At 61.2% G+C, this 20,885-nt stretch carries 21 protein-coding genes; 9 read left to right on the forward strand and 12 right to left on the reverse strand.

Going from position 1 to position 20,885, the window contains the following annotated elements:
* Positions 1 to 2: 2 nt before the first annotated feature.
* Together GV819_RS23190 and GV819_RS23195 are read left to right on the forward strand one after the other, a co-directional pair.
* A complete protein-coding gene (locus tag GV819_RS23190) occupies positions 3 to 716 on the forward strand; it encodes a lipopolysaccharide kinase InaA family protein (protein WP_161758376.1) in 714 nt (237 codons plus the stop codon).
* Positions 717 to 718: 2 nt separating this feature from the next.
* Complete coding sequence (locus GV819_RS23195) at positions 719 to 943, forward strand: hypothetical protein (RefSeq protein WP_161758377.1); 225 nt, start codon at positions 719 to 721, stop codon at positions 941 to 943.
* A gap of 99 nt (positions 944 to 1,042) precedes the next feature.
* Here GV819_RS23195 and GV819_RS23200 read toward each other — a convergent pair whose 3' ends face one another.
* The 8 genes from GV819_RS23200 to GV819_RS23235 form a co-directional block, all read right to left on the reverse strand.
* Positions 1,043 to 2,140 (reverse strand): DUF1513 domain-containing protein, encoded by a 1,098-nt coding sequence (locus GV819_RS23200; protein ID WP_161758394.1) that lies wholly within the window; start codon positions 2,138 to 2,140, stop codon positions 1,043 to 1,045.
* 2 nt (positions 2,141 to 2,142) lie between these two features.
* Positions 2,143 to 3,207, reverse strand: coding sequence for an imelysin family protein (locus tag GV819_RS23205; RefSeq protein WP_161758378.1), 1,065 nt, complete (start codon positions 3,205 to 3,207; stop codon positions 2,143 to 2,145).
* Between the two features lie 44 nt (positions 3,208 to 3,251).
* Complete coding sequence (locus tag GV819_RS23210; protein ID WP_161758379.1) at positions 3,252 to 4,679, reverse strand: di-heme oxidoredictase family protein; 1,428 nt, start codon at positions 4,677 to 4,679, stop codon at positions 3,252 to 3,254.
* 212 nt (positions 4,680 to 4,891) lie between these two features.
* The gene (locus GV819_RS23215; RefSeq protein WP_161758380.1) at positions 4,892 to 6,232 is read right to left on the reverse strand and encodes an imelysin family protein; all 1,341 of its coding nucleotides are present in this window, start codon (positions 6,230 to 6,232) and stop codon (positions 4,892 to 4,894) included.
* 162 nt (positions 6,233 to 6,394) lie between these two features.
* Positions 6,395 to 8,446: a putative bifunctional diguanylate cyclase/phosphodiesterase gene (locus GV819_RS23220; protein ID WP_161758381.1), complete on the reverse strand. Its 2,052-nt coding sequence runs from the start codon at positions 8,444 to 8,446 to the stop codon at positions 6,395 to 6,397.
* Between the two features lie 303 nt (positions 8,447 to 8,749).
* Positions 8,750 to 9,346 (reverse strand): superoxide dismutase, encoded by a 597-nt coding sequence (locus GV819_RS23225; RefSeq protein WP_011063080.1) that lies wholly within the window; start codon positions 9,344 to 9,346, stop codon positions 8,750 to 8,752.
* 176 nt (positions 9,347 to 9,522) lie between these two features.
* On the reverse strand, positions 9,523 to 10,125 hold the full coding sequence (locus GV819_RS23230; protein WP_161758382.1) for a LysE/ArgO family amino acid transporter: 603 nt from the start codon (positions 10,123 to 10,125) through the stop codon (positions 9,523 to 9,525).
* Between the two features lie 2 nt (positions 10,126 to 10,127).
* Positions 10,128 to 10,532 (reverse strand): ACT domain-containing protein, encoded by a 405-nt coding sequence (locus GV819_RS23235; protein ID WP_161758383.1) that lies wholly within the window; start codon positions 10,530 to 10,532, stop codon positions 10,128 to 10,130.
* Between the two features lie 110 nt (positions 10,533 to 10,642).
* On the opposite strand from GV819_RS23235, the gene GV819_RS23240 reads away from it, so the two are divergent.
* From GV819_RS23240 to GV819_RS23255, 4 genes are all read left to right on the forward strand, one after another.
* A complete protein-coding gene (locus tag GV819_RS23240; protein ID WP_161758384.1) occupies positions 10,643 to 11,542 on the forward strand; it encodes a LysR family transcriptional regulator ArgP in 900 nt (299 codons plus the stop codon).
* Positions 11,543 to 11,639: 97 nt separating this feature from the next.
* Positions 11,640 to 12,632, forward strand: a complete 993-nt coding sequence (locus GV819_RS23245; protein WP_161758385.1) for an NAD-dependent epimerase/dehydratase family protein — start codon at positions 11,640 to 11,642, stop codon at positions 12,630 to 12,632.
* A 106-nt stretch (positions 12,633 to 12,738) separates the two neighbouring features.
* Complete coding sequence (locus GV819_RS23250; protein WP_161758386.1) at positions 12,739 to 13,578, forward strand: ATPase; 840 nt, start codon at positions 12,739 to 12,741, stop codon at positions 13,576 to 13,578.
* Positions 13,579 to 13,700: 122 nt separating this feature from the next.
* Positions 13,701 to 14,549, forward strand: a complete 849-nt coding sequence (locus tag GV819_RS23255) for a cache domain-containing protein (RefSeq protein ID WP_161758387.1) — start codon at positions 13,701 to 13,703, stop codon at positions 14,547 to 14,549.
* Positions 14,550 to 14,625: 76 nt separating this feature from the next.
* Here GV819_RS23255 and GV819_RS23260 read toward each other — a convergent pair whose 3' ends face one another.
* Positions 14,626 to 16,080, reverse strand: a complete 1,455-nt coding sequence (locus GV819_RS23260; protein ID WP_434738441.1) for an MDR family MFS transporter — start codon at positions 16,078 to 16,080, stop codon at positions 14,626 to 14,628.
* A 462-nt stretch (positions 16,081 to 16,542) separates the two neighbouring features.
* Between GV819_RS23260 and GV819_RS23265 the strand changes: the two genes are divergently transcribed.
* Positions 16,543 to 17,457 carry a helix-turn-helix domain-containing protein gene (locus tag GV819_RS23265; protein ID WP_161758395.1) on the forward strand — a complete coding sequence of 305 codons (915 nt, stop codon included), beginning with the start codon at positions 16,543 to 16,545 and terminating at the stop codon, positions 17,455 to 17,457.
* On the opposite strand, the gene GV819_RS32975 is transcribed toward GV819_RS23265, so the two are convergent.
* Together GV819_RS32975 and GV819_RS23270 are read right to left on the reverse strand one after the other, a co-directional pair.
* On the reverse strand, positions 17,450 to 17,626 hold the full coding sequence (locus tag GV819_RS32975) for a hypothetical protein (RefSeq protein ID WP_178124819.1): 177 nt from the start codon (positions 17,624 to 17,626) through the stop codon (positions 17,450 to 17,452). The two genes, GV819_RS23265 and GV819_RS32975, sit on opposite strands and share 8 nt — an antisense overlap.
* Positions 17,627 to 17,778: 152 nt before the next feature.
* Positions 17,779 to 18,684, reverse strand: a complete 906-nt coding sequence (locus GV819_RS23270; protein ID WP_161758389.1) for a LysR family transcriptional regulator — start codon at positions 18,682 to 18,684, stop codon at positions 17,779 to 17,781.
* 114 nt (positions 18,685 to 18,798) lie between these two features.
* Here GV819_RS23270 and GV819_RS23275 point away from each other — a divergent pair, with 114 nt between their 5' ends.
* Together GV819_RS23275 and GV819_RS23280 are read left to right on the forward strand one after the other, a co-directional pair.
* On the forward strand, positions 18,799 to 19,683 hold the full coding sequence (locus GV819_RS23275) for an MBL fold metallo-hydrolase (RefSeq protein WP_161758390.1): 885 nt from the start codon (positions 18,799 to 18,801) through the stop codon (positions 19,681 to 19,683).
* 70 nt (positions 19,684 to 19,753) lie between these two features.
* Positions 19,754 to 20,368 (forward strand): NAD(P)-dependent oxidoreductase, encoded by a 615-nt coding sequence (locus GV819_RS23280; protein ID WP_161758391.1) that lies wholly within the window; start codon positions 19,754 to 19,756, stop codon positions 20,366 to 20,368.
* A gap of 73 nt (positions 20,369 to 20,441) precedes the next feature.
* Here GV819_RS23280 and GV819_RS23285 read toward each other — a convergent pair.
* Positions 20,442 to 20,885 (reverse strand): LysR substrate-binding domain-containing protein (locus GV819_RS23285; RefSeq protein WP_256667568.1); only part of this gene is annotated, 444 nt, incomplete at its 5' end.

Here is a 20,885-nt window from a genome sequence, read left to right on the forward strand (position 1 = left end):
GGATGGCTGTTGAATGTGCTTCGGAAATGGATGCCGCGCCCTCAGATCGCTTCGAGTACTTCTGGAACAAACAAGGTGAGTGGGTCGAGGAGCCCAATCAGCGTCGAGGCGGCGAGAGCGGCGTACAGCGAATCCTCAGCACCAGCGGTCGTCTGCTCTACGCCAAGCGGCAGATCGGCCATATTTATCGCAGTTGGCAGCACCCTTTTGGTCGACCGACGGTTTTGCGCGAGCGGGATGCAATGATGGGTTTGCGTCTGCTCGACGTAGGGGTGCCGGAATTGGTGTTCTGTGGTTCCCGGCGTGATTCGCAGAATCAATGGCAGGCCTTGCTGGTTACCGCAGCGCTCGATGGTTTTGTCGAGGTCGATACCTGGTATGCCGCCGGTGGGCGCGAGCGCCATGGTGAGGCCTTCCATGACCGACTGTTGCAGGCCCTGGCGACGACCCTGGCGCGCATGCACAAGGGCCGCTGGCAGCATGGTTGCCTGTATGCCAAGCATGTTTTCGTGCGTGTGGATGGCGAAGGCGAGCAGGCTCGGGTGAAGGTTGCCTTGCTGGATTTCGAGAAGTGTCGGCAGCGTCTGAGCAGTCAACGGGCTGCCGCTCATGACCTCAAGCAGCTGCGCCGCCATTCGTCGTGGAATGGCGCGGATTGGCAAAAGCTCTACTACTTTTATAGAACGGTGTTTGGCAGCTCCATCAAAGGTTTATAGCTATGAAGCTAGAAATTGCACGAGGTTTGTTCCTGGCAGGAGCCTTGGCAGTTGCTTCCTTGGCCCTGGTTGTCTGGGAGCAACCACGAACGCAGGTGCTCAGTGCTGCCCAAGGTGCTCATTGTCCGCTGCCGCGGGTAGCGAAGGCCTCTGTAGCGGCCAAGCCCGATCATGATCTGTTGTTGTTCATGTTCGGCATGACACAAGGGTTGAAACCGCAAAGTTGAAGCCGTATTACTGCCACTTGAAGGCCTCGCATCGCGGGGCCTTTTATTTTCTGCCGTTCAGGCGCTCACAGTGACCCCGGAAGGCGTGCAAGCAGCGTCTCATACCAGATGCAGGTGGTTGTCCCAGAGCCCGGCAGGCAGCTCCAGGGGCTTGGCCACAATCGGTGTCTGGCGGCAGTCATAGAAGCGGCAACGACCTTGCCCCGAGGTGACCACGAAACCGTCGGCTACGGCACCAACTCCTGCGCAGTCTGGCAGTGGCGCGTCGACCCGCACGCTGCCGCTGTCCAGGTCCCAGATGAAGAAGCGATTGCCCCGGGGGGCGGTCAGGGCTACCAGTCGCAGGTCGCTGTGTACCGCGACGCTGGCAGTGTAGTGCCCCATGGCTTGCAATTGCTGTTCGGCCACCGGGAAGGCCGCGAAGGGCTGGCCCGGTCGCTTGATCGCCAACAGCTCCGAGGACTCATGGGCTGCCCCCATGAATTGTTGGCCGGTGACAATGGTGCCGTCGCTGGCGATACCCATGTGGCGCACGCTGTTCATCTGCTGGGCCAGGGTTTCCTTGCTCAGCAGCGTACCGTCGCGCTGCATCAACACCAGGCTCGGCGCCATGGCGTCGAGGTTCATCTCCACCCGACTTTCTGCTTCGGTGCGGATACCGCCGTTGGCCACCACCAGGGTTTCCCCGTCGGGCATCCATGACACCTGATGCGGGCCAATTCCGTGGGTGGACAATTCGCCGCTGTGTACCAGGCGCTCGCCTTCGAAGCGATAGATGCCCAGCAGGCCACGGCCCGGATCACGGGTGTCGTTCTCGGTGGCGTACAGCCACTGGCCGTCCTTGTGGACCACCGCGTGTCCGTAGAAGTGCCGGTCGGGCTGTGAGGCCACGGTTTGCAGCAGGGTGCCGTCCCGCAGGTCGATCAAGTAGCTTTCGGTGCCCGGGCGCCGCGCCACGAACAAGGCGATCGGCAGGCTTGGGTGATTGATGATGTCGTGGCAACGCTGGCCGACCTGGGTGGCAAACACCTGTTGACCGTCCAGCTGAAAACCGACGGCGTAGTGTTTGCCATCACCATCGTCCCTGGCCGAAAGCAGCAAGGGCGCTTTGCCCTTTTGCTTGAACAGCGTCCAGCCGCCCAAGGTCACTGCGCTGAGCAGCAGGCTGCCCAGCGCCAAAGCCTGACGTCGCAGCATCATCAGTCACCGTCGTTGGCGTTGAAGCCCAGTTGGATGCCCAGCGCCTTGGCCAACTCACCTTCGTGCAGGCGATGAACCACGTTGAGGCTGTCATACAGATCGTTGAGTTGCTGGCGTCCGGCGTCGTCACCGAGCATTTCGCTCAGCGAGCGTTGGGTGCTGGCAAAGAGTTTCAGCGACGCGGCGTAGGCGGCGTCGATCTTCTCGGCCAGGGGCTTCTGATCGGCCGACAGCAGGCCGCGCAGGCCTTTGTTATCAACCCCGGCCCACACGGTCTGGGCGGCGCTGAGGCTGGCCTCCAAACCTTGCAGGGAAGACTGACTGCGCCAGGCATCGGCCTGGAATGGCTGTGGAATGCCCTTGGTCTGGCGGCCCATTGGCGTGCCGAGTTTCTTCTTCAGGGTATCCAGGGCTGTGACCTGAACCCGCAGCAGATCGGCGATGGCTTCATGGGAGTCGGCGTAGCGCTGGTTGGGGAACTTGCTCATCTGCGCGAGCATGCCGTCGTTGGTGTTCCAGCTCGACAGGATCTCTTCGGCCAGTTGCTTCTGGCGTTCACCGATGGCGGTCAGCAGCGGGCAGTAGCGGGCTTTCTGCGCGCTGTCGGCCATGTCGATCTTGCTGTCGAAGAGGATGTACTCGTAGGCCGACAGGCCCTGGACCACGACACTGGACTTGGCCAGGGCGGCGGCGTCGATCTGCGGGTTGGCGGTGACCAACTGCTCGACCTGGCGCCCCACCAGATTTTTCTTGTCCGGCCAGAACTGCACCTGCCAGGAGCGGTTGCCTTCGGCCAGTGGGCCAATCAGCAGGGGTTGCAACTCGGCCCAGGCTTTTTGCGCGTGGAGGAAGTCGGCACGGGCGGTGTCCAGGTTTTCCTTGCCTTCGCAGAAGGCCAGGGCGCTGATGGCCAGTTGGCGATCAGCGTCGACCCAGCGGCTGTAGGTCGGCAGGATCACCTGCTTGGCGATGGCTGCCGAGGTCACCGCTTGTGGATCCTGGGGTGAGCAGGCGCCTAAAGCGAGTGCGGCAAGGCTGGTGAAGAGCAGTTTGGGGCGGAACATGTTCGGGCTCCCTTTTATTGTGGAGAAAGCAAATGAGTCGAGCGTTATAGAGAATTCAGAAATGCCAGCAACGCAGCGCGCTGTTCGGCATTGAAGGCCAGTACCTGTTGTTTCGCACCCTCGGCCTCGCCGCCATGCCACAGCACGGCTTCCATCAGATTGCGGGCGCGACCGTCATGGAGGAACTGAGTGTGACCGCTGACCGTTTCGGTCAGGCCGATGCCCCACAGAGGCGCAGTGCGCCAATCACGACCACTGGCCTTGAACTCGGCGCGGTGGTCGGCCAGGCCTTCACCCATGTCATGTAGCAGCAGGTCGCTGTAAGGGCGTATCACTTGGTTGGCCAGTTCGGGTTCCGCGGCATTGGCCGCAGTGGTAAAGCTTGGGGTGTGGCATGACTGGCAACCTGCCTGGAAGAACAGGTTCTTGCCGGCCAGGACTGGCGACGAACTGACGTCACGGCGTGCCGGCACTGCGAGGTTGCGGGTGTAGAACAGCACCAGGCGCAGGATGTTGTCGCTGACTTCCGCTTCGCCGTCCGGGCCATTGCCATTGGGGGCCTGCTTGCAGGCGTTCTGGGCATCGGTGCAGTCATCGAAGGGTCTCAGGCTGGTGGTCAGGCCCATATCACCAGAAAACGCGTGAACATTTTGTTGATTGAGGTTGGGTTGCCCGGCTTTCCAGCCAAAGCGCCCGAGCACGGTCTTCTGTTGTGCATCATCCCAGACCCAGTTGGGTCGTCCGGCAATGGCGTTTTTCGTGCCGGTGCCAGGCTGGGCGTTGGCCAGGATCGCTTCTTCGGGAATGGCTTCGAGCAGTCCGAGGCCAATCATCGGTGGCGCGACCCGGGCCGAGAATAGCGTGTCCGGATGCATCGGGCCGTAGCCCAGGTCGGTGATCTGCAGTTTCGGTTTACGCAACTCCACCAGGGTGCCGTCCTTGAAACGTACCGGCACCGGGTCGTAGCTCACCCGCACCCGGCCTTCAGGGGCGACCCCGGGAATGGCCATGTCCTGCAACTGGCCGCCGTATACCGGTTCCGGCAGGACGCCGACTTGCTCGATGAGCTTGGCGTAGGCCGGGTCATCGGGGATCGACAGGCGTACCAGCATCGAGACAGCGTTCAGGGCCTGCGCCGTGGGTGGATGCCCGCGACCATCCTTGATGTGGCAGTTCTGGCAGGCGTTGGTATTGAACAGCGGGCCCAGGCCATCACGAGCGGTGGTGGTGGAGGGCGCGATCACCCAGGGGCTACGGAAGAAGCTGTTGCCAACACTGAAATCCAGGCGTCGGGTGGGCGCGAGGTTGGCCGAGGGCAGGGAAAAGGCATTGCGATCCGTCTTGTTGACGGTTGTCGTACCGCCGGCGCGGGCTTCTCCAGGTTCGGCCTGGGTAAAGCGCGGAGCGTCATCGCAGGCACTCAGGCCCAGGGCCATGAACAGAGCGGACCAGCGAAGCGGCAACGAGGGCATCGGACATCCTGCAAGACGAGCAAAACAAGGGTGCAAAGTCTAACAGGGCAGCCTGGATTGAATAAGAGGAATTATCGTTTGGTTTGACCCAGGACAAGCTCGCCGGGGGCTGCGCTGCAAAGGCAACGCACACTCCTTGGCCATGGCGAGGGCACGCAGCAGGCACAAAAAAGGCGACCCGAAGGTCGCCTTTCTGCTGGGTGCAAGGCTGATCAGAATTCGTGATCGGCGTTGTCCGGGTTCAGGTCGCTGATGCCCAGCTTGCCTGCGGCCTGCTCGATCGAACCGGTCTGCTTGACCAGGGCGGCGATGGCGTCGCGCACGATCTGGTTGCCGGATTCGTTGCCTGCAGCGATCAGTTGGTCGTAGTGCTCACCCTTTTTGGCGTGGTCGACCATGACCTGGATCTTGGCTTCGGTAGCCGCCAGATCGGCTTTCAGGGCAGCGTCGGCGGCCGGATCGGCCTTGGCCACCAGGGACGACAGGCTGGCGCCGCTCATCTTGCTGCCGTCGGTACGGGTGTACTCGCCCAGGTAGACGTTGCGGATGCCCTTGGCGTCGTAGAAGTGCGAGTTGTGGGTGTTGTCGCTGAAGCAGTCCTGCTCGTCTTCCGGGGAGTTGGCTTCCAGGGACACCTTCATCCGCTCGCCGGCCAGCTCGCCCAGGGACAGGCTGCCCATGCCGAACAGCATCTTGCGCAGGCCGGTTTCGGCCGGTTCGGCTTCCAGGGTGGCGCGGTAGTTGTCGGCCACGTCCGGTTTCCAGTTGCCGACCATCTCTTCCAGGTCGTTGACCAGCAGCTGGGTCACGGCTTTCAGGTAGGCACGGCGACGATCGTTGTGGCCACCAGTGGCACCGGCACCTTCCAGGTAGTCGGAGGCCGGGCGTGCGCCGGCGCCAGGGCCGGTGCCGTTGAGGTCTTGGCCCCAGAGCAGGAATTCGATGGCGTGGTAGCCGGTGGCGACGTTGGCCTCGGCCCCGCCCAGCTCATTGAGGCTGGCGAGTTTTTCCGGGGTGATGTCTTTCACGTCGATCTTGTCTTCGCCGACCTGGATCTCGGTGTTGGCGATGATGTTGGCGGTGGCGCCGGGGTTGCCCAATGCGTGTTCGTAGCTCTTGTCGACGTAGTCGATCAGACCCTCGTCCAGCGGCCAGGCGTTCACCTGGCCTTCCCAGTCATCGATGATGGTGTTGCCGAAGCGGAACACTTCGCTCTGCAGGTATGGCACGCGAGCGGCAACCCAGGCAGCCTTGGCGGCGTTCAGGGTCTCGTCGTTGGGCTTGGCGAGGAAGGCATCGATGGCGCTTTGCAGGGTCTTGGCAGTGGATTCGGAATCGCTGTAGACGGCAAACACCATGTCGGCGTAATGCGCCACCACGGCCTTGGCGGCAGCCTCGTCGAGCTTGCCGGCAGCATCAGTCGCTGGGGTGGCGGAGCTGGTGGCCGGGGTCGGCGCTTGAGCGGTAGCCTTGTCGTCTTTGCCTTCGCCACAGCCGGCGAGGGAAATAGCGATGGCCAACAGACTGGCGGTAGCCAGAGGCATACGAATCATGGCGAACATCCTGCTTCGAGAGGGGGGTGGACGGCGCGGGGGCGCGTAAAAGCTGCGACATAATGCGAAAGATTTGCATTATGTGTAAAGGCTTGTGCCGGTAAATATTTCTTGTTCAACAGGCGATTGCGCTGAGTCAAGGCGGCCAGCGCAATGCCTTTTTCAAAGGATCGCCGCGTTGCTGCGCTGCGCCTGTTTCAGATAAGCGCTCAATTCCCGTGCCGGCAAAGGTTTGCTGTAGTGATAGCCCTGACCTTCATGGCAGCCTTCGGAGATGATATAGGCCTCTTGCTCAGGGGTTTCCACGCCCTCGGCGATCACTTGCATGCCCAGGCTTTTGCCCAGCTGGATGATGGCGCGGACGATGGTTGCATCGTCATCATCATCCAGCAGGTCCTGGACGAAGCTCTTGTCGATCTTGATCTTGTCCAGAGGCAGACTCTTCAGGTAACTCAGGGACGAGTAGCCGGTGCCGAAGTCGTCGATGGCGATCAACGCGCCGGAGCGTCGCAGACTCAGCAGGTGTTGGGCCGCGGTACTGATGTCTTCCATCAGGCCGGTTTCGGTGACTTCCAGTTCCAGGCTGCGGGGCGGCAGGCGATAGATCTGCAGCAGGTTGTTGACCACCCGCGGCAGTTCAGCGTGGTGCAGCTGTACCGTGGACAGGTTGACCGCCATGCGCAGGTCGCTGAAGCCCATGTCGTGCCATTCGCGCAGTTGGCGGCAGGCTTGGTCCAGCACCCACTCGCCGATGGCGATGATGGTGCCGTTCTGCTCCGCCAGCGGAATGAACAGGTCCGGCGGCACCAGGCCGTGTTCCGGGTGTTGCCAGCGGATCAGTGCTTCGACGCCGACCACCCGGTGGTCGCGATAGCTGATCTGCGGTTGATAGACGAGAAAGAACTGATCCCGGGCCAGGGCATCGCGTAGGTCCTTTTCCAGCTCTCGGCGACGACGCATCTCGCTGTCGACGCTGGCGATGTAGAACTGATAACGGTTGCGTGACCGGCTCTTGGCCAGGGTCATGGTCTGTTCGGCTTTTTGCAGGAGTTTTTCGGTGCTGTCGCCGTCTTCCGGAAATAGGGTGATGCCGATGGTGGCACGCAGGCGGATTTCCTGGAGATCGAGGGCGAAGGTGGCTTCCAGGTCATCAAGAATGCTCTGCGCCAGTTCCGCAGCTTCATACGGTTGTTCGATGTCGGCCTGGACCAGGGCGAACTGATCGCCTCCCAGGCGTGCCAGGGCACCGAGGCGGCCGCTGTGGCCGCGCAGGCGATCAGCCAGGGCTAGCAGCAGTTGATCGCCGGTCTGGTAGCTGAACTGTTCGTTGATACCCTTGAAGTCATCCAGGCCGACGCAGAGCACCGCCACTCGGCGTTGCAGGCGCCCAGCGTCCACCAGGATCTTGTCCAGTTGTTGTTGCAACTGCTGGCGGTTCGGCAAGCCGGTGAGGAAGTCGTATTGGGCCATGCGCAACAGGCTGTTTTCTGCTTCGTGGCGCAGGTGGGTATTGCGTTCGATGGACGCCAGCAATTGGTTGGCGGTGTTGATCCAGATCCCCAGTTCGTTCTTTTCGTGGCCCTTGAGCAGCGGCAGTTGGTGTTCGCTGGGGCGGTCGGGGTTGATGTTGGTCAGGTGCTCGATAATCCGCGACAGCGGTTTGGTCAGTAGCCAGTGATAGACCAGGTACAGCACCAGGCCCATGGCCAGGGCGCGCAGGACCCCTGAAATGAAGATGATCACCGAGCTGACAATAAAGCCTTGGCCATAGGTGGCAGTGTCGAGGGTGATGCTCAGGTCGCCGTAATACTCGCTATAGGGCCCGCGACCGACCAATTGGGTAGTGAAGGTCCGTTCCTGGCCGAGGATCGGGTCGGTCAGCCAGCGACTGGAAGATTTCTGCAGGTCGCGGGACTTTTCCGCGAGCATGGTTTCGTTGGGGTGGCCGATTGAAGCCATGCGCACCGCATCGTCCTGGAACAGGCCTTCGATGACCTGCATGCCCATTTCCCGGTCGAGGCTGTAGACCGCCTGTGTCGATGGGTCGCGAAACATGTCGAGAATGCGTTGGGCATCGTTAGCGACCGCCTGCTGAGTCTTGTAGGCATCGAAGACTATCTGTGCGCAGCTCAGGACCACGCCCACTATCAGTGCCGACAGCAGCACAACCCGGAGCAACTTCACCGACAAGCTGTTTTTGAGTTCCAGCTTCAAAGGGTTATTCCTTGTTCCGTGCGTGTAGCGTCAAGTTGCCATGAGTATTGGCAATCCCGTGATGGCCGTCAAAGTGACATTAGTGCCGAGAACAGGACGTCTGCGGGCCAGGCCCGGGTGATCAGATTCAGGATTGCTCTAGCTGTGGGTAGTGTGTCGGTAGCGACGCCTTGCAACTTGAGGGGCGGCGATGATTTTTAACTGCAATGAATCTTAGCGCGTCAGTTCGGCGGGACAAGATCCCGGCTTTGTCAAAGGCAAAAAAAACCCGGCCAGGCCGGGTTCTTTGCACTGCAAACGGACTTAAGCGACGAAGTTCTTGCCTTCGAACTGCTCAGCCACGAATTTCCAGTTGACCAGGTTCCAGAACGCTTCGACGTACTTGGGACGAACGTTGCGGTAGTCGATGTAGTAAGCGTGTTCCCAGACGTCGCAGGTCAGCAGCGGGGTGTCGCCACTGGTCAGCGGGTTGCCGGCGCCGATGGTGCTGGCCAGAGCCAGGGAACCGTCAGCCTTTTTCACCAGCCAGCCCCAGCCGGAACCGAAGGTGCCGACGGAAGTCTTGGTGAATTCTTCTTTGAACTTGTCGAACGAACCGAAAGCGGCGTTGATTGCCTCAGCCAGTGCGCCGGTAGGTTGACCGCCGGCGTTTGGCGCCAGGCAGTTCCAGTAGAAAGTGTGGTTCCAGACCTGAGCGGCGTTGTTGAAGATACCGCCCGAAGAGGTTTTGACGATCTCTTCCAGGGTCTTGCCTTCGAACTCGGTGCCTGGCACCAGGTTGTTCAGGTTCACGACGTAGGTGTTGTGGTGCTTGTCGTGGTGGTATTCCAGGGTTTCCTTGGAAATGTGCGGCTGCAGGGCGTCGTGTGCATAGGGCAGCGGCGGCAATTCGAAAGCCATGATGATTCTCCTAATCAGGTCAGTTGCGGTGAGCGCAAGGCCGATCACGGGCGGCCAGACAAGCGCCGGGGAGTTTGTACTCTTTGCGGCGCAGGGTTCGGATCATAGCACCGGGGGTGCGGCATAACCACGCAACAACTGTGTGGAATAGAGGTTCCAGAGCCTTTTGGAATAAGTCACGCCGCGCTGATCAGTTGCAATGCCACGCTGAACATCATCACCGCTACCAGCAGGTCGAGAATCCTCCAGGTACTGGGACGCGCCAGCCACGGCGCCAGCCAGGCGGCGCCCAGGGCCAGGGTGAAAAACCACAGCAACGAAGCGCTGGCGGCCCCTATCACGTAGGCCCCGGGCTCGGTCTGTTGTGCCCCCAGCGAGCCGATCAGCAGCACCGTGTCCAGGTAGACATGGGGGTTGAGCAGGGTCACTGCCAGGGCGCTGAGCATCACTGCACGCAGTGAACGCACGGCCTGGCCGTCGCCCTGTTGCAGGCTTTGTTTCGAGCAGGCCCGACGCAATGCCTGGGCGCCGTACCAGATCAGGAACGCGGCACCACCCCAGCGGGCCACGGCTAGCAATGTCGGGCTCTGGGTGAGCACGGTGGCTAGGCCGAATACGCCGGCGGCTACCAGCAGTGCATCGCAGATGACGCACAGCGCCGCCACCGGCAGGTGGTGCTCACGGCGCAGGCTCTGGGCCAGGACGAAGGCGTTCTGAGTGCCGATCGCCATGATCAGGCCAGCGGCCACCAAGAGACCGTTTACATAGCTTTGCCACATGATTATTGCTCCTCGCCGGCGGCCAGTCGTTGCAGCACGGCCATGGCCCGTCCGGCATCCGCCTGACCGACAAACAGATGATCGTGGTAGTAGCCGGCGATCACGTTGCAACTGATCCCGGCCTGGCCCAGGGCGCCGGCAAAGGCCGCTGTCAGGCCCACGGCCTCCAGAGCCGAATGCACGTTGAGGGTGATCCAGGCGGCCACGTAGTCGAAGCTCAGCCCCAGGCGTTCGGCCTGCTCGCGCTGGACTATCACCGTCAGGCCCTCGCGCTCATGAAAGCTGCCAAGCACCTCACAGTCCTGCAGCAAACTGCGCTCAGTGATGGAACAGAACACATACTCGCCGTCGTTGAGCTGCGGGCTCATGCTGCGCAGCAGGGTTGCGAGGGAGGTTTCACCAGCCATGAAGAAAATCCTTGAGCGAAGTAGCATTGCAGACGCTTTACGCTGGCTATTTTCCGGTCTCGAGCTGTATAAGAAAAACCAATAGTGCTGATCACTCATTAGGAAAACTGATGTTCGACTACAAGTTGCTCTCCGCATTGGCTGCGGTGATCGAACAGGCAGGGTTTGAACGGGCAGCCCAAGTGCTGGGATTGTCGCAGTCGGCGATTTCCCAGCGCATCAAACTGCTGGAGGCCCGGGTCGGGCAGCCGGTACTGGTGCGGGTGACGCCGCCGGCGCCGACTGAAATTGGCCGGCGCCTGCTCAACCATGTACAGCAGGTGCGCCTGCTGGAGCGGGACCTGCAAAGCCTGGTGCCGGCTTTGGACGAAGAGGGTTTGCCGGAGCGCTTGCGCATTGCCCTCAACGCCGACAGCCTGGCTACCTGGTGGGCCGAAGCCGTGAGTGACTTCTGTGCCGAACATCATTTGCTTCTGGACCTGGTGGTAGAGGATCAGACCGTGGGTCTCAAGCGCATGCGCGCCGGGGAAGTGGCGGCGTGTGTGTGTGCCAGCGAGCGTCCGGTGGCCGGTGCCCGCAGCGTATTGCTGGGGGCCATGCGCTACCGGGCCCTGGCCAGCCCGGCGTTCATTGCCCGGCATTTCCCTCAAGGCGTACGCGCCGATCAATTGGCCCGAACGCCGGCACTGGTGTTCGGACCTGACGATTTCCTCCAGCATCGCTACCTGGCGTCTCTGGGAGTCGATGGTGGCTTCGAGCATCATCTGTGCCCTTCTTCCGAGGGTTTCATCCGCTTGACCGAAGCGGGGCTCGGCTGGGGACTGGTGCCCGAACTGCAGGTCCGCGAGCAACTGGAACGGGGCCTGTTGTTGGAGCTTTTGCCCGATAAACCCATCGATGTGCCGTTGTACTGGCATCATTGGCGCAACGGCGGACAACTGCTGGGGTTGTTGACCGAGCACCTGGCACGTTTATCTGCACAATGGTTGGTGCCCTGGGAGCAGCCATAAGCGTCAAGCGACAAGCTGCAGGTAGACAGCTTGCGCTCTGATTTTTAACTTGCAGCTTGTAGCGTGTCGCTCGTCACTGCTTTTTTTAGGAACGTTCATGAAAATTCTGGTTACCGGCGCAAGCGGCTTCATTGGCGGGCGCTTCGCCCGTTTTGCCCTTGAGCAGGGCCTGGAGGTGCGGGTCAATGGACGCCGCGCCGAAGCCACGGAACACCTGGTGCGCCGTGGCGCCGAGTTTGTCCCGGGGGATTTGAGCGATGCCGGCCTGGTGCGCGAACTGTGCCGCGATGTCGACAGCGTGGTGCATTGCGCCGGTGCCGTGGGCCTGTGGGGGCGTTATCAGGACTTCCATCAAGGCAATGTGCTGGTCACCGAGAACGTGGTCGAAGCCTGCCTCAAGCAACGGGTACAGCGGCTGGTGCATCTGTCCTCGCCGTCGATCTATTTCGACGGCCGTGATCACCTGGGGCTGACCGAAGAGCAGGTGCCCAAGCGCTTCAAGCACCCTTATGCGGCCACCAAGTACCTGGCTGAGCAGAAGGTCTTCGGTGCCCAGGAGTTTGGCCTTGAAGTGATTGCACTGCGCCCGCGATTCGTCACGGGTGCCGGTGACATGAGCATTTTCCCGCGGCTGTTGAAGATGCAGCGCAAGGGCCGCCTGGCCATCGTTGGCAATGGTTTGAACAAAGTCGACTTCACCAGCGTGCACAACCTCAACGAGGCCCTGTTCAGTAGCCTGCACGCCAGCGGTTCGGCCCTGGGCAAGGCCTACAACATCAGTAACGGGGCGCCGGTGCCACTGTGGGACGTAGTCAACTACGTGATGCGCCAGATGCAGGTGCCGCAAGTCACCCGTTATCGCTCCTTTGGCCTGGCCTACAGCGTGGCGGCGCTCAATGAGGGCTTCTGCAAGCTCTGGCCGGGACGTCCGGAACCGACCCTGTCGCGCCTGGGGATGCAGGTCATGAACAAGAACTTCACCCTCGATATCAGCCGGGCCCGGCATTACCTTGGCTACGAGCCCAAAGTCAGTCTGTGGGCTGCCCTGGATGAATTCTGCAGCTGGTGGAAGGCTCAGGACATCAGCTGAAATCAAAGAAGGAACCGAGTTTGCCCGGTCCTGTCCATTGGCCGGGTGAATTAGCGGTTTATACTCGCCGCATTCAACCATCACTGCGGTTCAGAAAGGTTGCCCCATGCGTAACGATGCACACGATGACTTCGATGACGTTCCAAGTCTGCGCGCCGATCCCCTCGATGACGATGTCTTCCCCACCACCAGCGGTGCCCGCGAGCGCACCACCGTGCATTCGCGCAGTACACCGGTGGTCAAGGTCAAAGGCCCCAGCACTGGCCCTTTGTGGGCACTGGTCGGTGCCTTGTTCTTTGCCTTCATCGGCCTGGCCTGGTGGAGCTTCCAGCAGATTTCGCTGATGGAGCAGCAGTTGGTAGCGACCCAGGAAAGCTTCGCCAGGATCAGTGAAGAGGCGGCAGGGCGACTGCAGGACATCTCCGGCAAGGTGGTGGCCAGCCAGACCAATGTCACCACGGACAGCGAGGCGTTGAAGCTGCAGATCAAACAGCTGGAAAGCCGCTTGCAGGACCAGGGCCGACAGCAGCAGGGGGTCGCGGGGCAGGCCACGGATCTGGACAAGCGCCTGGCGCAGATGAGTGCGCAGACCGCCGAACAGCAGGCGGCCAGCACTCAGTTGCAGGCCCAGGTGAAAGCCTTGAGCGCTGAACTGGCCAGCCTGAAAAGTGCCCAGGCCGATGGCGGCAAGGTCGATGCCCAGCTCAAGAGCCTCAGCGCCGACCTTGCAGCACTGAAGAAACAGAGTAATCCGAGCGCCGCCATCGAACGCCTGGAGCAGGACATGATTGTGCTCAAGAGCCAGCAGGATAACCGTCCCGCTGCAGCGCAGAACGGTGCCAGCACTGCTGAGTTCGATGCGTTTCGTGGCCAGGTCACCCGCAATATCAATACGCTGCAAAGCCAGATCCAGAACCTGCAACAGCAGATCGACACCCGTCCCTGAAGGGCCCCGCCTTCCCACGCGCTGCGTGGGAAGGTTTTGGTACGCCAACGCCTGCTGAATGTTCACTCATGCCCCGCAGCCATCTACGCTCCTCAAGCGCCAACAAGAACGAGGAGTGGGCTATGAGGCTGCAGCACAAGATTACCTGGATAGGCTGGCTGTTATGGTTGTGCATCGGCTCGCTTCAGGCGGCCGTGCCGGTGGCTGATGACGGCGCGGCAGCCCGTGCGCTGCTGGAGAAAGCCCTGGGTTACTACCACGATCAGGGTGACAAGGCGTTTGCCGCCTTCAGCCGCCAGGGCGAGTTTGTCGACCATGATCGCTATGTGTTCGTGGTGGATACCCGGGGCGTGATGCTGGCCAGTGGCGGCCCTTCGTCGGTGTTGATTGGCCGCGATGTGTCCGAGGTGCTCGGGCCGGACCTGCGCAAGGCGTTCAAGGACGCGCTGAAGACCCCCGAGGCCAATGGCATCCAGCAGGCCGAGTACCGTTGGCAGAACTGGGCCGATGGCAAGATCGAGCGCAAACGCGTGTATTTCCAGCGTATCGGCGAGCGTATTCTGGCGGTGGGTTATTACTTGCCTCGAGCATCCGCCGAACAGGCCAAGGCGCTACTGGAACGGACGGCCACGGCCTTGAGTTCGGATCAGCCCGGCACGCTCAAGGCCATCAATGCCTTGCAGGGCGGGTTTCTTGAAGACGACCTGTATGTGTTTGTGGTGGATCTCGACAGCGGGCGGTACCTGGCCCATGGCACCAACCTGCGGTTGCTCAATACCGACTTCAGCAAGGTCAAGGATCCCCAGGGCAAGCCGGTCGGGGAGCCGATGCTGGCACTCATGGCCCGGCAGGATCAGGGGGAGTACGACTATCGCTGGAAGAACCCGGTGACCGGGAAGACCGAGGACAAGCATGCCTATCTGCGCAAGGTCGGGAACCTGCTGGTTGCCGTGGGCTATTACAGCCCTTGATTGAGTCCTGAACCTGGATCTATCCCTGTAGTCGCAGCCTTCGCTAGCGGCTACAGGGTTCCAGCCAATAGCTCGATCAACGAGCCTTGTCTTCGCGACCGCGCAGCAAACGATTGGGCATGGCAATCGCCGCGACCAGTCCCAGCAGGGAAACCCCGGCACTGACCAACAGCAAGTGCTGGAAGGTCAGCAGCAATTGGGCCCGCAAGGCCTCTCGTGCCGGTCCAGGCGCAGCATTCAGGCCTTCCAGCAGGGCATTGCCGGAATGCCCTTCGCTCATCAACCCGGCGCCGCTCAAATGCGCCAGGCTGGAGTCTTGCAGCAAGGCCAGCAGCAGTGCCGACATCAGTGCCACGCCCACCGCGCCACCCAGGGCGCGGAACAGGTTGGTGGTGCTGGTGGCAACCCCGATATCTCGCTGTTCCACTGAGTTCTGGGTGCCCACCAGCGAAGTGGGAAACTGCATGCCGCCAGCAATCCCGCAGAGCAGCATGAACAGGCTGCTGAGTAGCACCGTCTGGGGCGGTACCAAGGCCATGCCGAGGATCGATATCGGCATCAGCAGCGCTCCGCCCAGGATCATCGGCTTGTAGCGTCCGGTGACCGAGGTCATGCGTCCGGCGCAGTAGGCGCCTATGGGCAGTCCAATGGCCAGCGGCAGCAGGTGCAGGGCGGCGCTGTCGGCTCCGGCCCCAGTGATGCTTTGAAAGCGCAGGGGCATCAGCACGATCAGCGAGATAGCCTGGAAGCTGGTGAAGAAAATCGTGCACCAGCACAGCAGCGCATTGCGGTTGGCGAACAGGTGCATCGGCAGTAGCGGCTCCCGGGTCCGGCGTTCATGCCAGACAAACAGCGCCAGGACGATGAGCGCGATGGCCAGCAGGTCAAGCACCTCGGCGCTGCGCCATGAGTGGCCCTGGCCCACTTGTGTGATGCCCAGTAACAGAGTGCTCAGGCCGATGATCAGCAGGAGGGTGCCGAGGTAGTCGATGATCGGTTTGCGTTGCGGCACCGGCAGCCCCCGCAGGGTGCGATGGGCCACCCACCAGGCACCGAGGCCCAGAGGCAGGTTGATCAGGAACACCCAGCGCCAGGACAGGAATTGGGTCATGTAACCACCAAGCACGGGGCCGGCGACGCTGGCTACTGCGTACATGCTGCTGAAGTAGCCTTGGTACCGGCCGCGCTCCCGAGGGGGAACGATGTCGCCAATGATTGCCTGGCTCACCGAAATCATGCCGCCGGCACCGATGCCCTGGAAAATCCGGGCCAGCACCAGTTGCTCCATGTTCTGGGCCAGGCCGCAGAACAACGAGGCCAGGGTGAACAGGCCCATGCCGAACAGCATCAGCCGGCGGCGGCCGTAGAGGTCGCCGAGCTTGCCGTAGATGGGCACGGCAACGGTCATCGCCACCATGTATCCGGAGATTACCCACGCCAGCAGGCCGATATCCTTGAACTGGGCGGAAATGGCCGGCATGGAGACGGCAACGATGGTCTGGTCCAGGGCACCGAGAAAGATTGCCAGCATCAGGGCGATCAGCACGCTGCGAATGGCCGGTTTTGGCGGGCCAGGCGGTGGGAGGTGAGTCACGAAAGAACCTGCGGGCAGTGATTGACCCACCGGGGCAAGGTTGGTGGGAATGCTTGTCAGTGTACTAGATAGGTACCTACTAGATAGTCTTGCAAGGAAGTCCGCGAGGGTTTTTCGTCAAAGCTTTTCCAAGCATTTGCTGAGTGGGATGTCTTTGGGATGTTCCGGGAATGAGCAGGCCTGGATGCTTGTTTAACGTCGTAATGGGAAGCATTCTGTATACTGCGAAATCTTCGCAGGTTTCCTGGAAGGCGACTGGATGCCTAGGTATTGATGTTGCCGATACTTGCATTTTTCCTGGGTGAAACCGTCAATTGAGCGACACACCCCGGCGGATATCCGATCACCTTGCTTACTGGTGCGATGATCGTCCGTCACTCTGAGGCCTGGACTGAAGTGATCAACAAGCCCGCCCTTGCTGCCATTCCCGTGTTCAAGCTCTATGGCGAAAGCCTGGAGTGGCCCACTCCCGACCTGCTGCATTGCGAGCCCATCAGCCAGCGCAGTCGTGAGCACCACTGGGAAATCAAACCCCATCGACATGCCGATCTGTGCCAATTGTTGTTTGTACGCCGGGGGCAGGCGCAACTGGAGGTCGAAGGCCAGCGGACTCTGCTGGGCGAGTCGGCGGTCCAGGTCCTGCCGCCGTTGTCGGTCCACGGCTTTCGTTTTTCCGAAGATATCGAAGGTTATGTGGTGACTTTGGCGGCACCGCTGGTCGGCCATCTGCAAGCTCAGTTGGGGGCGGCGGAAAATACTCTGTCGAAGTCTGCCAGTTACCCGGCGCGGGGCGATGTGGAGTATTTGAACGAGCTGTTTGCCGCGTTGCAGAACGAGTACCAGGGGCAGCAACCGGCTCGTGAAATGCTCATGCATGCGCTGGTCAGCATGATTGTGGTCTGGGTGGGGCGCCAGGCTTTGCAGCGCAGCAGCGCCAGCCAGCGGCCACAGCGTGCACGGGAATACTTCAACGGGTTTATCCAGTTGGTAGAAACCCACTACCGCGAGCATGTGAAGGTCGAGGAGTTGGCCCACAGGCTGGGGATCTCGGTGTCCCACCTCAACGGCACCTGCCGCGAACTGGCCGGGCAGCCGGCGTTGCAGATCATCCACGAGCGCCAGCTACTGGAAGCCAAGCGCTTGCTGACCTACACCGGAATGACCATCTACGAAATTTCCGCAGACCTGGGGTTTTCCGATCCCACCAACTTCACCCGGCTGTTCCGGCGCCGGGTAGGGATCTCGCCCAAGGTGTTTCGGGACCGCTTGAAGGCCGATCAGGCCAATGACCCCGGCCCCCCGTCACTCACCTGAGGGCGTTCAGGGTGGCGTTGTGGGGAATGCAGTGTTCCAGGTTACAACTGGCGTCGTTACGCGGCTGCATACGGGCCTGTTCAACGCGATAAGCAGCGGTACCGTACAGCGCCAAGGTCATGGTGCAAGTCATGAAAATGGCCAGGTACCTTCTTGTTTTAACGTTCATGGCAAAGACCTCTGAACCAATACCCGCTTATTTTAAGTGGGTACTGTTATCAGCATAGGTCAGTTGCGGGCGCTCGCCAGACTGCTGTCCGACCGATGTGGCAAGGTATCCAGCAGGCGGATCGAGAGTCGGAATTATCTGCTCCTGGCTACCTACAAACCTTCGTCCCAGCGTGGTTCCTGGGGAAACCTGAGTACCAGGAAGTCCAGCATGCTGCGCAAGGTCGCCGGCATGTGCTTACGTGAGGCATAGACCGCGTACATGTTCATCTTGCGCGGTTCGGCATTGCTCAGCAGGCGCACCAGCTCCCCGCGCTTGATGTACTCCCCGGCCTGATAGCTGGGCAGCATGGCGATGCCGGCACCCGCCATGGTAGTGCGCAGCAAGGTACTGGCCTCGTTGGCACTGATGTTGCCCTGCACGGGCACCGACACTTGTTCACCGTCCTGTTCGAAATGCCACAGGCTCTTGCCGAAGTAGGAGTGGGTCAGGCAGTTGTGTCGGCTCAACTCTTCCACGCGCTGTGGTGCCGGGTGTTCTTGCAGGTACGCCGGGGAGGCGCAGATCACTGAGCGGCATACAGTCAGGCGCCGGGCAATCAGATTCGGGTCCAGGTCGTTGCTGGTGCGGATTGCCAGATCGATACGTTCATCCACCAGGTTCACCGTGCGATCGAGCATTTGCAGGTCGACGCTGACTCCCGGATGGCGCTTGACGTAGTCGGCCATGGCATCGGCCAGCTGTGATTGACCGAACGAGGTGCTGACGCTGATGCGCAGCAGCCCGCGGGGCGCATCATCCGGCTCGCCGACCGCTGCATGCATGTCGTTCGACAGCTCCAGCATCTGCCGGCAGCGGGGCAGAATCTCGCCACCGGCAGCGGTCAGGCTGAGCTTGCGCGTGGTGCGGTGCATCAGCCGGGCGCCGACCCAGTCTTCCAGTTCCGCGAGATAACGTGAAACCACTGGTCGCGACAGGTCCAGGTGATCGGCAGCGGCCGACTGGCTGCCCAGGTCGACAACGGTGACGAAGACCTGCATTGCTTGGAGACGATCCATTATTTGCCCGCTTTCAGAAACAAACTATGTTCAAGCATCGCATTTTTTGTAACGACTCAGGCAACTAAGCTTTGTCCATCCCCAACCACGCCAACAGATGCTGGAGCTACCCTCATGATCGGATTCACCTCACTCAAACGCCTGCTGTTGGCCACCGCCACCCTGGGTTTTGCCGCCCATGCGGCGGCCGCCGAGCCAACCCTGAAACTGGATGTCTACAACCCTGGAGCCAACGCAATTTTCCCGGTGACCTCGGTGCTGGTCAGCGGCAAGAAGGACGCGATCCTGGTGGATGCCCAGTTCGGCAAATCCCAGGCCCAGCAACTGGTAGACAAGATCCGCGCCAGCGGCAAACACCTGACCACCATCTACATCAGCCATGGTGATCCGGACTACTACTTTGGCCTCGAGACCCTGACCACTGCCTTCCCGGATGCCAAGGTCGTGGCCTCGCAGCCGACGGTCGACCACATCATGGCCACCGTAGACGGCAAGCTCGCCTTCTGGGGCCCGAAAATGGGTGCCGATGTACCGGCCAAGACCATTGTGCCAAGCGTACTCAATGGGCACAGCTTGACCCTGGAGGGGCAGAAGCTCGAGGTTATCGGCTTGGACGGCAAGCAGCCGGACCGCAGCTTTGTCTGGATCCCGTCGATCAAGGCGGTGGTCGGTGGTGTAGTGGTAGCGGAAAACATCCATGTATGGATGGCCGATACCCAGACTGCGCAATCCCATAAGGACTGGTTGAGCACCCTGAAGACCATCGAGGGCCTGCAACCCAAGACCGTGATCCCTGGGCACTTCCTCGGTGACAGCGCGCGCTCTCTGGCCCCGGTGCATTTCACTGCGGACTACATCAAGGCTTTCGACGAAGAGACCGCCAAGGCCAAGGATTCCGCAGAACTGATTGCGGCCATGAAGAAGCGTTACCCGGACCTGGGCGAGGACAGCTCCCTGGAGCTGAGCGCCAAGGTCGCCAAGGGCGAAATGAAGTGGTGAAAACGGTTTGACTCGCTCCCTAGTCGGGAGCGGGCGCCTCTGTACTCTCTTAGCCAACTGGAGAATTGTCATGAGCAAGATTGCAATCATTGGTGCCACCGGCCGTGCCGGTAGCCAACTCTTGGAAGAAGCCCTGCGTCGCGGTCACAGCGTCACCGCCATCGCCCGTAACACGGCGAAGATCGGTCAGCGTGCCGGTGTGCTCACCCGTGATGTTGATGTGGCCGACAGTGCCGCTCTGCAAGCGGCGGTGGCCGGTCATGATGTGGTGATCAGTGCTGCGCATTTTTCCACCATCGCGGCCAGCGCTATCATCGACCCGGTGAAAAAGGCCGGGGTCAAGCGCCTGCTAGTGGTGGGCGGTGCCGGTTCGCTGCTGTTGCCCGGTGGTAGCAAGGTCATCGACAGCCCCGGCTTCCCGCCGGAGTACAAGGCCGAAGCCAGCGCCGGTGGGGTCTACCTCGACACCCTGCGCAAGGAGCAGGATCTGGACTGGACCTTCCTCTCGCCTTCGGCGGAGTTCGTCGACGGTGAACGTACCGGACATTTCCGCCTGGGTCAGGACGATCTGTTGGTCAGCGCCGAAGGGCGCAGCTGGATCACCTTCGCCGACTACGCCATTGCCCTGATCGACGAAGTGGAAAAGCCTGCCCACGTTCGCCAGCGCTTCACTGTCGGTTACTGATGACCCTGTAGCGGGTGCCTTGCCCGGTAACGTGCAAGGCCCCGCTACGCCGCGCGGTAGCGCGTCGATCCTTTCAACGCTGCTGCGCCTGCTCCACCAGCCAGTCAAGCAACTCCTGCAGTTGCGCCGCAGGCCCCGGACGCTCCGGGTAGACCAGGTAGTACGCCTGTCCTGTCGGCACCTTCAATTCAAAAGGCATGACCAGCCGCCCGGCACTCAGGTCGTCGCCAATCAACGCCCAATCGCCAATCGCCACCCCGGTCCCCTGGGACGCCACGGACATCGCCAGGTCCAGGGTTTCGAAATGCTGGCCCTTGCCCAGGGTATTCAGTGGCGTGCCCGCCGCTTTTAGCCAGGTTTGCCAATCCCGTTGATCATGGGACGGGTGCAGCAGCAGATGCTGATGCAGGTCCGCCGGTTTTTTGAGGGGCACCGGGCCCTCCAGCAGGGGACGCGAGCAGACGGGCGTCAGCTGTTCATTGAACAGGTATAGCGAGCCAAGGGTGGGGGCGGGAGG

The sequence above is a fragment of the Pseudomonas sp. Fl5BN2 genome, from assembly GCF_009908205.1.
In the GTDB taxonomy this organism is placed as follows: domain Bacteria; phylum Pseudomonadota; class Gammaproteobacteria; order Pseudomonadales; family Pseudomonadaceae; genus Aquipseudomonas.

What these genes read in the sequence shown, in the direction of transcription:
- GV819_RS23190 (WP_161758376.1), top strand. Translation starts at nt 3, where the DNA reads ATGGCTGTTGAATGTGCTTCGGAAATGGATGCCGCGCCCTCAGATCGC.
- GV819_RS23195 (WP_161758377.1), top strand. Translation starts at nt 719, where the DNA reads ATGAAGCTAGAAATTGCACGAGGTTTGTTCCTGGCAGGAGCCTTGGCA.
- GV819_RS23200 (WP_161758394.1), bottom strand. Translation starts at nt 2,140, where the DNA reads ATGCTGCGACGTCAGGCTTTGGCGCTGGGCAGCCTGCTGCTCAGCGCA.
- GV819_RS23205 (WP_161758378.1), bottom strand. Translation starts at nt 3,207, where the DNA reads ATGTTCCGCCCCAAACTGCTCTTCACCAGCCTTGCCGCACTCGCTTTA.
- GV819_RS23210 (WP_161758379.1), bottom strand. Translation starts at nt 4,679, where the DNA reads ATGCCCTCGTTGCCGCTTCGCTGGTCCGCTCTGTTCATGGCCCTGGGC.
- GV819_RS23215 (WP_161758380.1), bottom strand. Translation starts at nt 6,232, where the DNA reads ATGATTCGTATGCCTCTGGCTACCGCCAGTCTGTTGGCCATCGCTATT.
- GV819_RS23225 (WP_011063080.1), bottom strand. Translation starts at nt 9,346, where the DNA reads ATGGCTTTCGAATTGCCGCCGCTGCCCTATGCACACGACGCCCTGCAG.
- GV819_RS23230 (WP_161758382.1), bottom strand. Translation starts at nt 10,125, where the DNA reads ATGTGGCAAAGCTATGTAAACGGTCTCTTGGTGGCCGCTGGCCTGATC.
- GV819_RS23235 (WP_161758383.1), bottom strand. Translation starts at nt 10,532, where the DNA reads ATGGCTGGTGAAACCTCCCTCGCAACCCTGCTGCGCAGCATGAGCCCG.
- GV819_RS23240 (WP_161758384.1), top strand. Translation starts at nt 10,643, where the DNA reads ATGTTCGACTACAAGTTGCTCTCCGCATTGGCTGCGGTGATCGAACAG.
- GV819_RS23245 (WP_161758385.1), top strand. Translation starts at nt 11,640, where the DNA reads ATGAAAATTCTGGTTACCGGCGCAAGCGGCTTCATTGGCGGGCGCTTC.
- GV819_RS23250 (WP_161758386.1), top strand. Translation starts at nt 12,739, where the DNA reads ATGCGTAACGATGCACACGATGACTTCGATGACGTTCCAAGTCTGCGC.
- GV819_RS23255 (WP_161758387.1), top strand. Translation starts at nt 13,701, where the DNA reads ATGAGGCTGCAGCACAAGATTACCTGGATAGGCTGGCTGTTATGGTTG.
- GV819_RS23260 (WP_434738441.1), bottom strand. Translation starts at nt 16,080, where the DNA reads ATGCTGGCAATCTTTCTCGGTGCCCTGGACCAGACCATCGTTGCCGTC.
- GV819_RS32975 (WP_178124819.1), bottom strand. Translation starts at nt 17,626, where the DNA reads ATGAACGTTAAAACAAGAAGGTACCTGGCCATTTTCATGACTTGCACC.
- GV819_RS23270 (WP_161758389.1), bottom strand. Translation starts at nt 18,684, where the DNA reads ATGGATCGTCTCCAAGCAATGCAGGTCTTCGTCACCGTTGTCGACCTG.
- GV819_RS23275 (WP_161758390.1), top strand. Translation starts at nt 18,799, where the DNA reads ATGATCGGATTCACCTCACTCAAACGCCTGCTGTTGGCCACCGCCACC.
- GV819_RS23280 (WP_161758391.1), top strand. Translation starts at nt 19,754, where the DNA reads ATGAGCAAGATTGCAATCATTGGTGCCACCGGCCGTGCCGGTAGCCAA.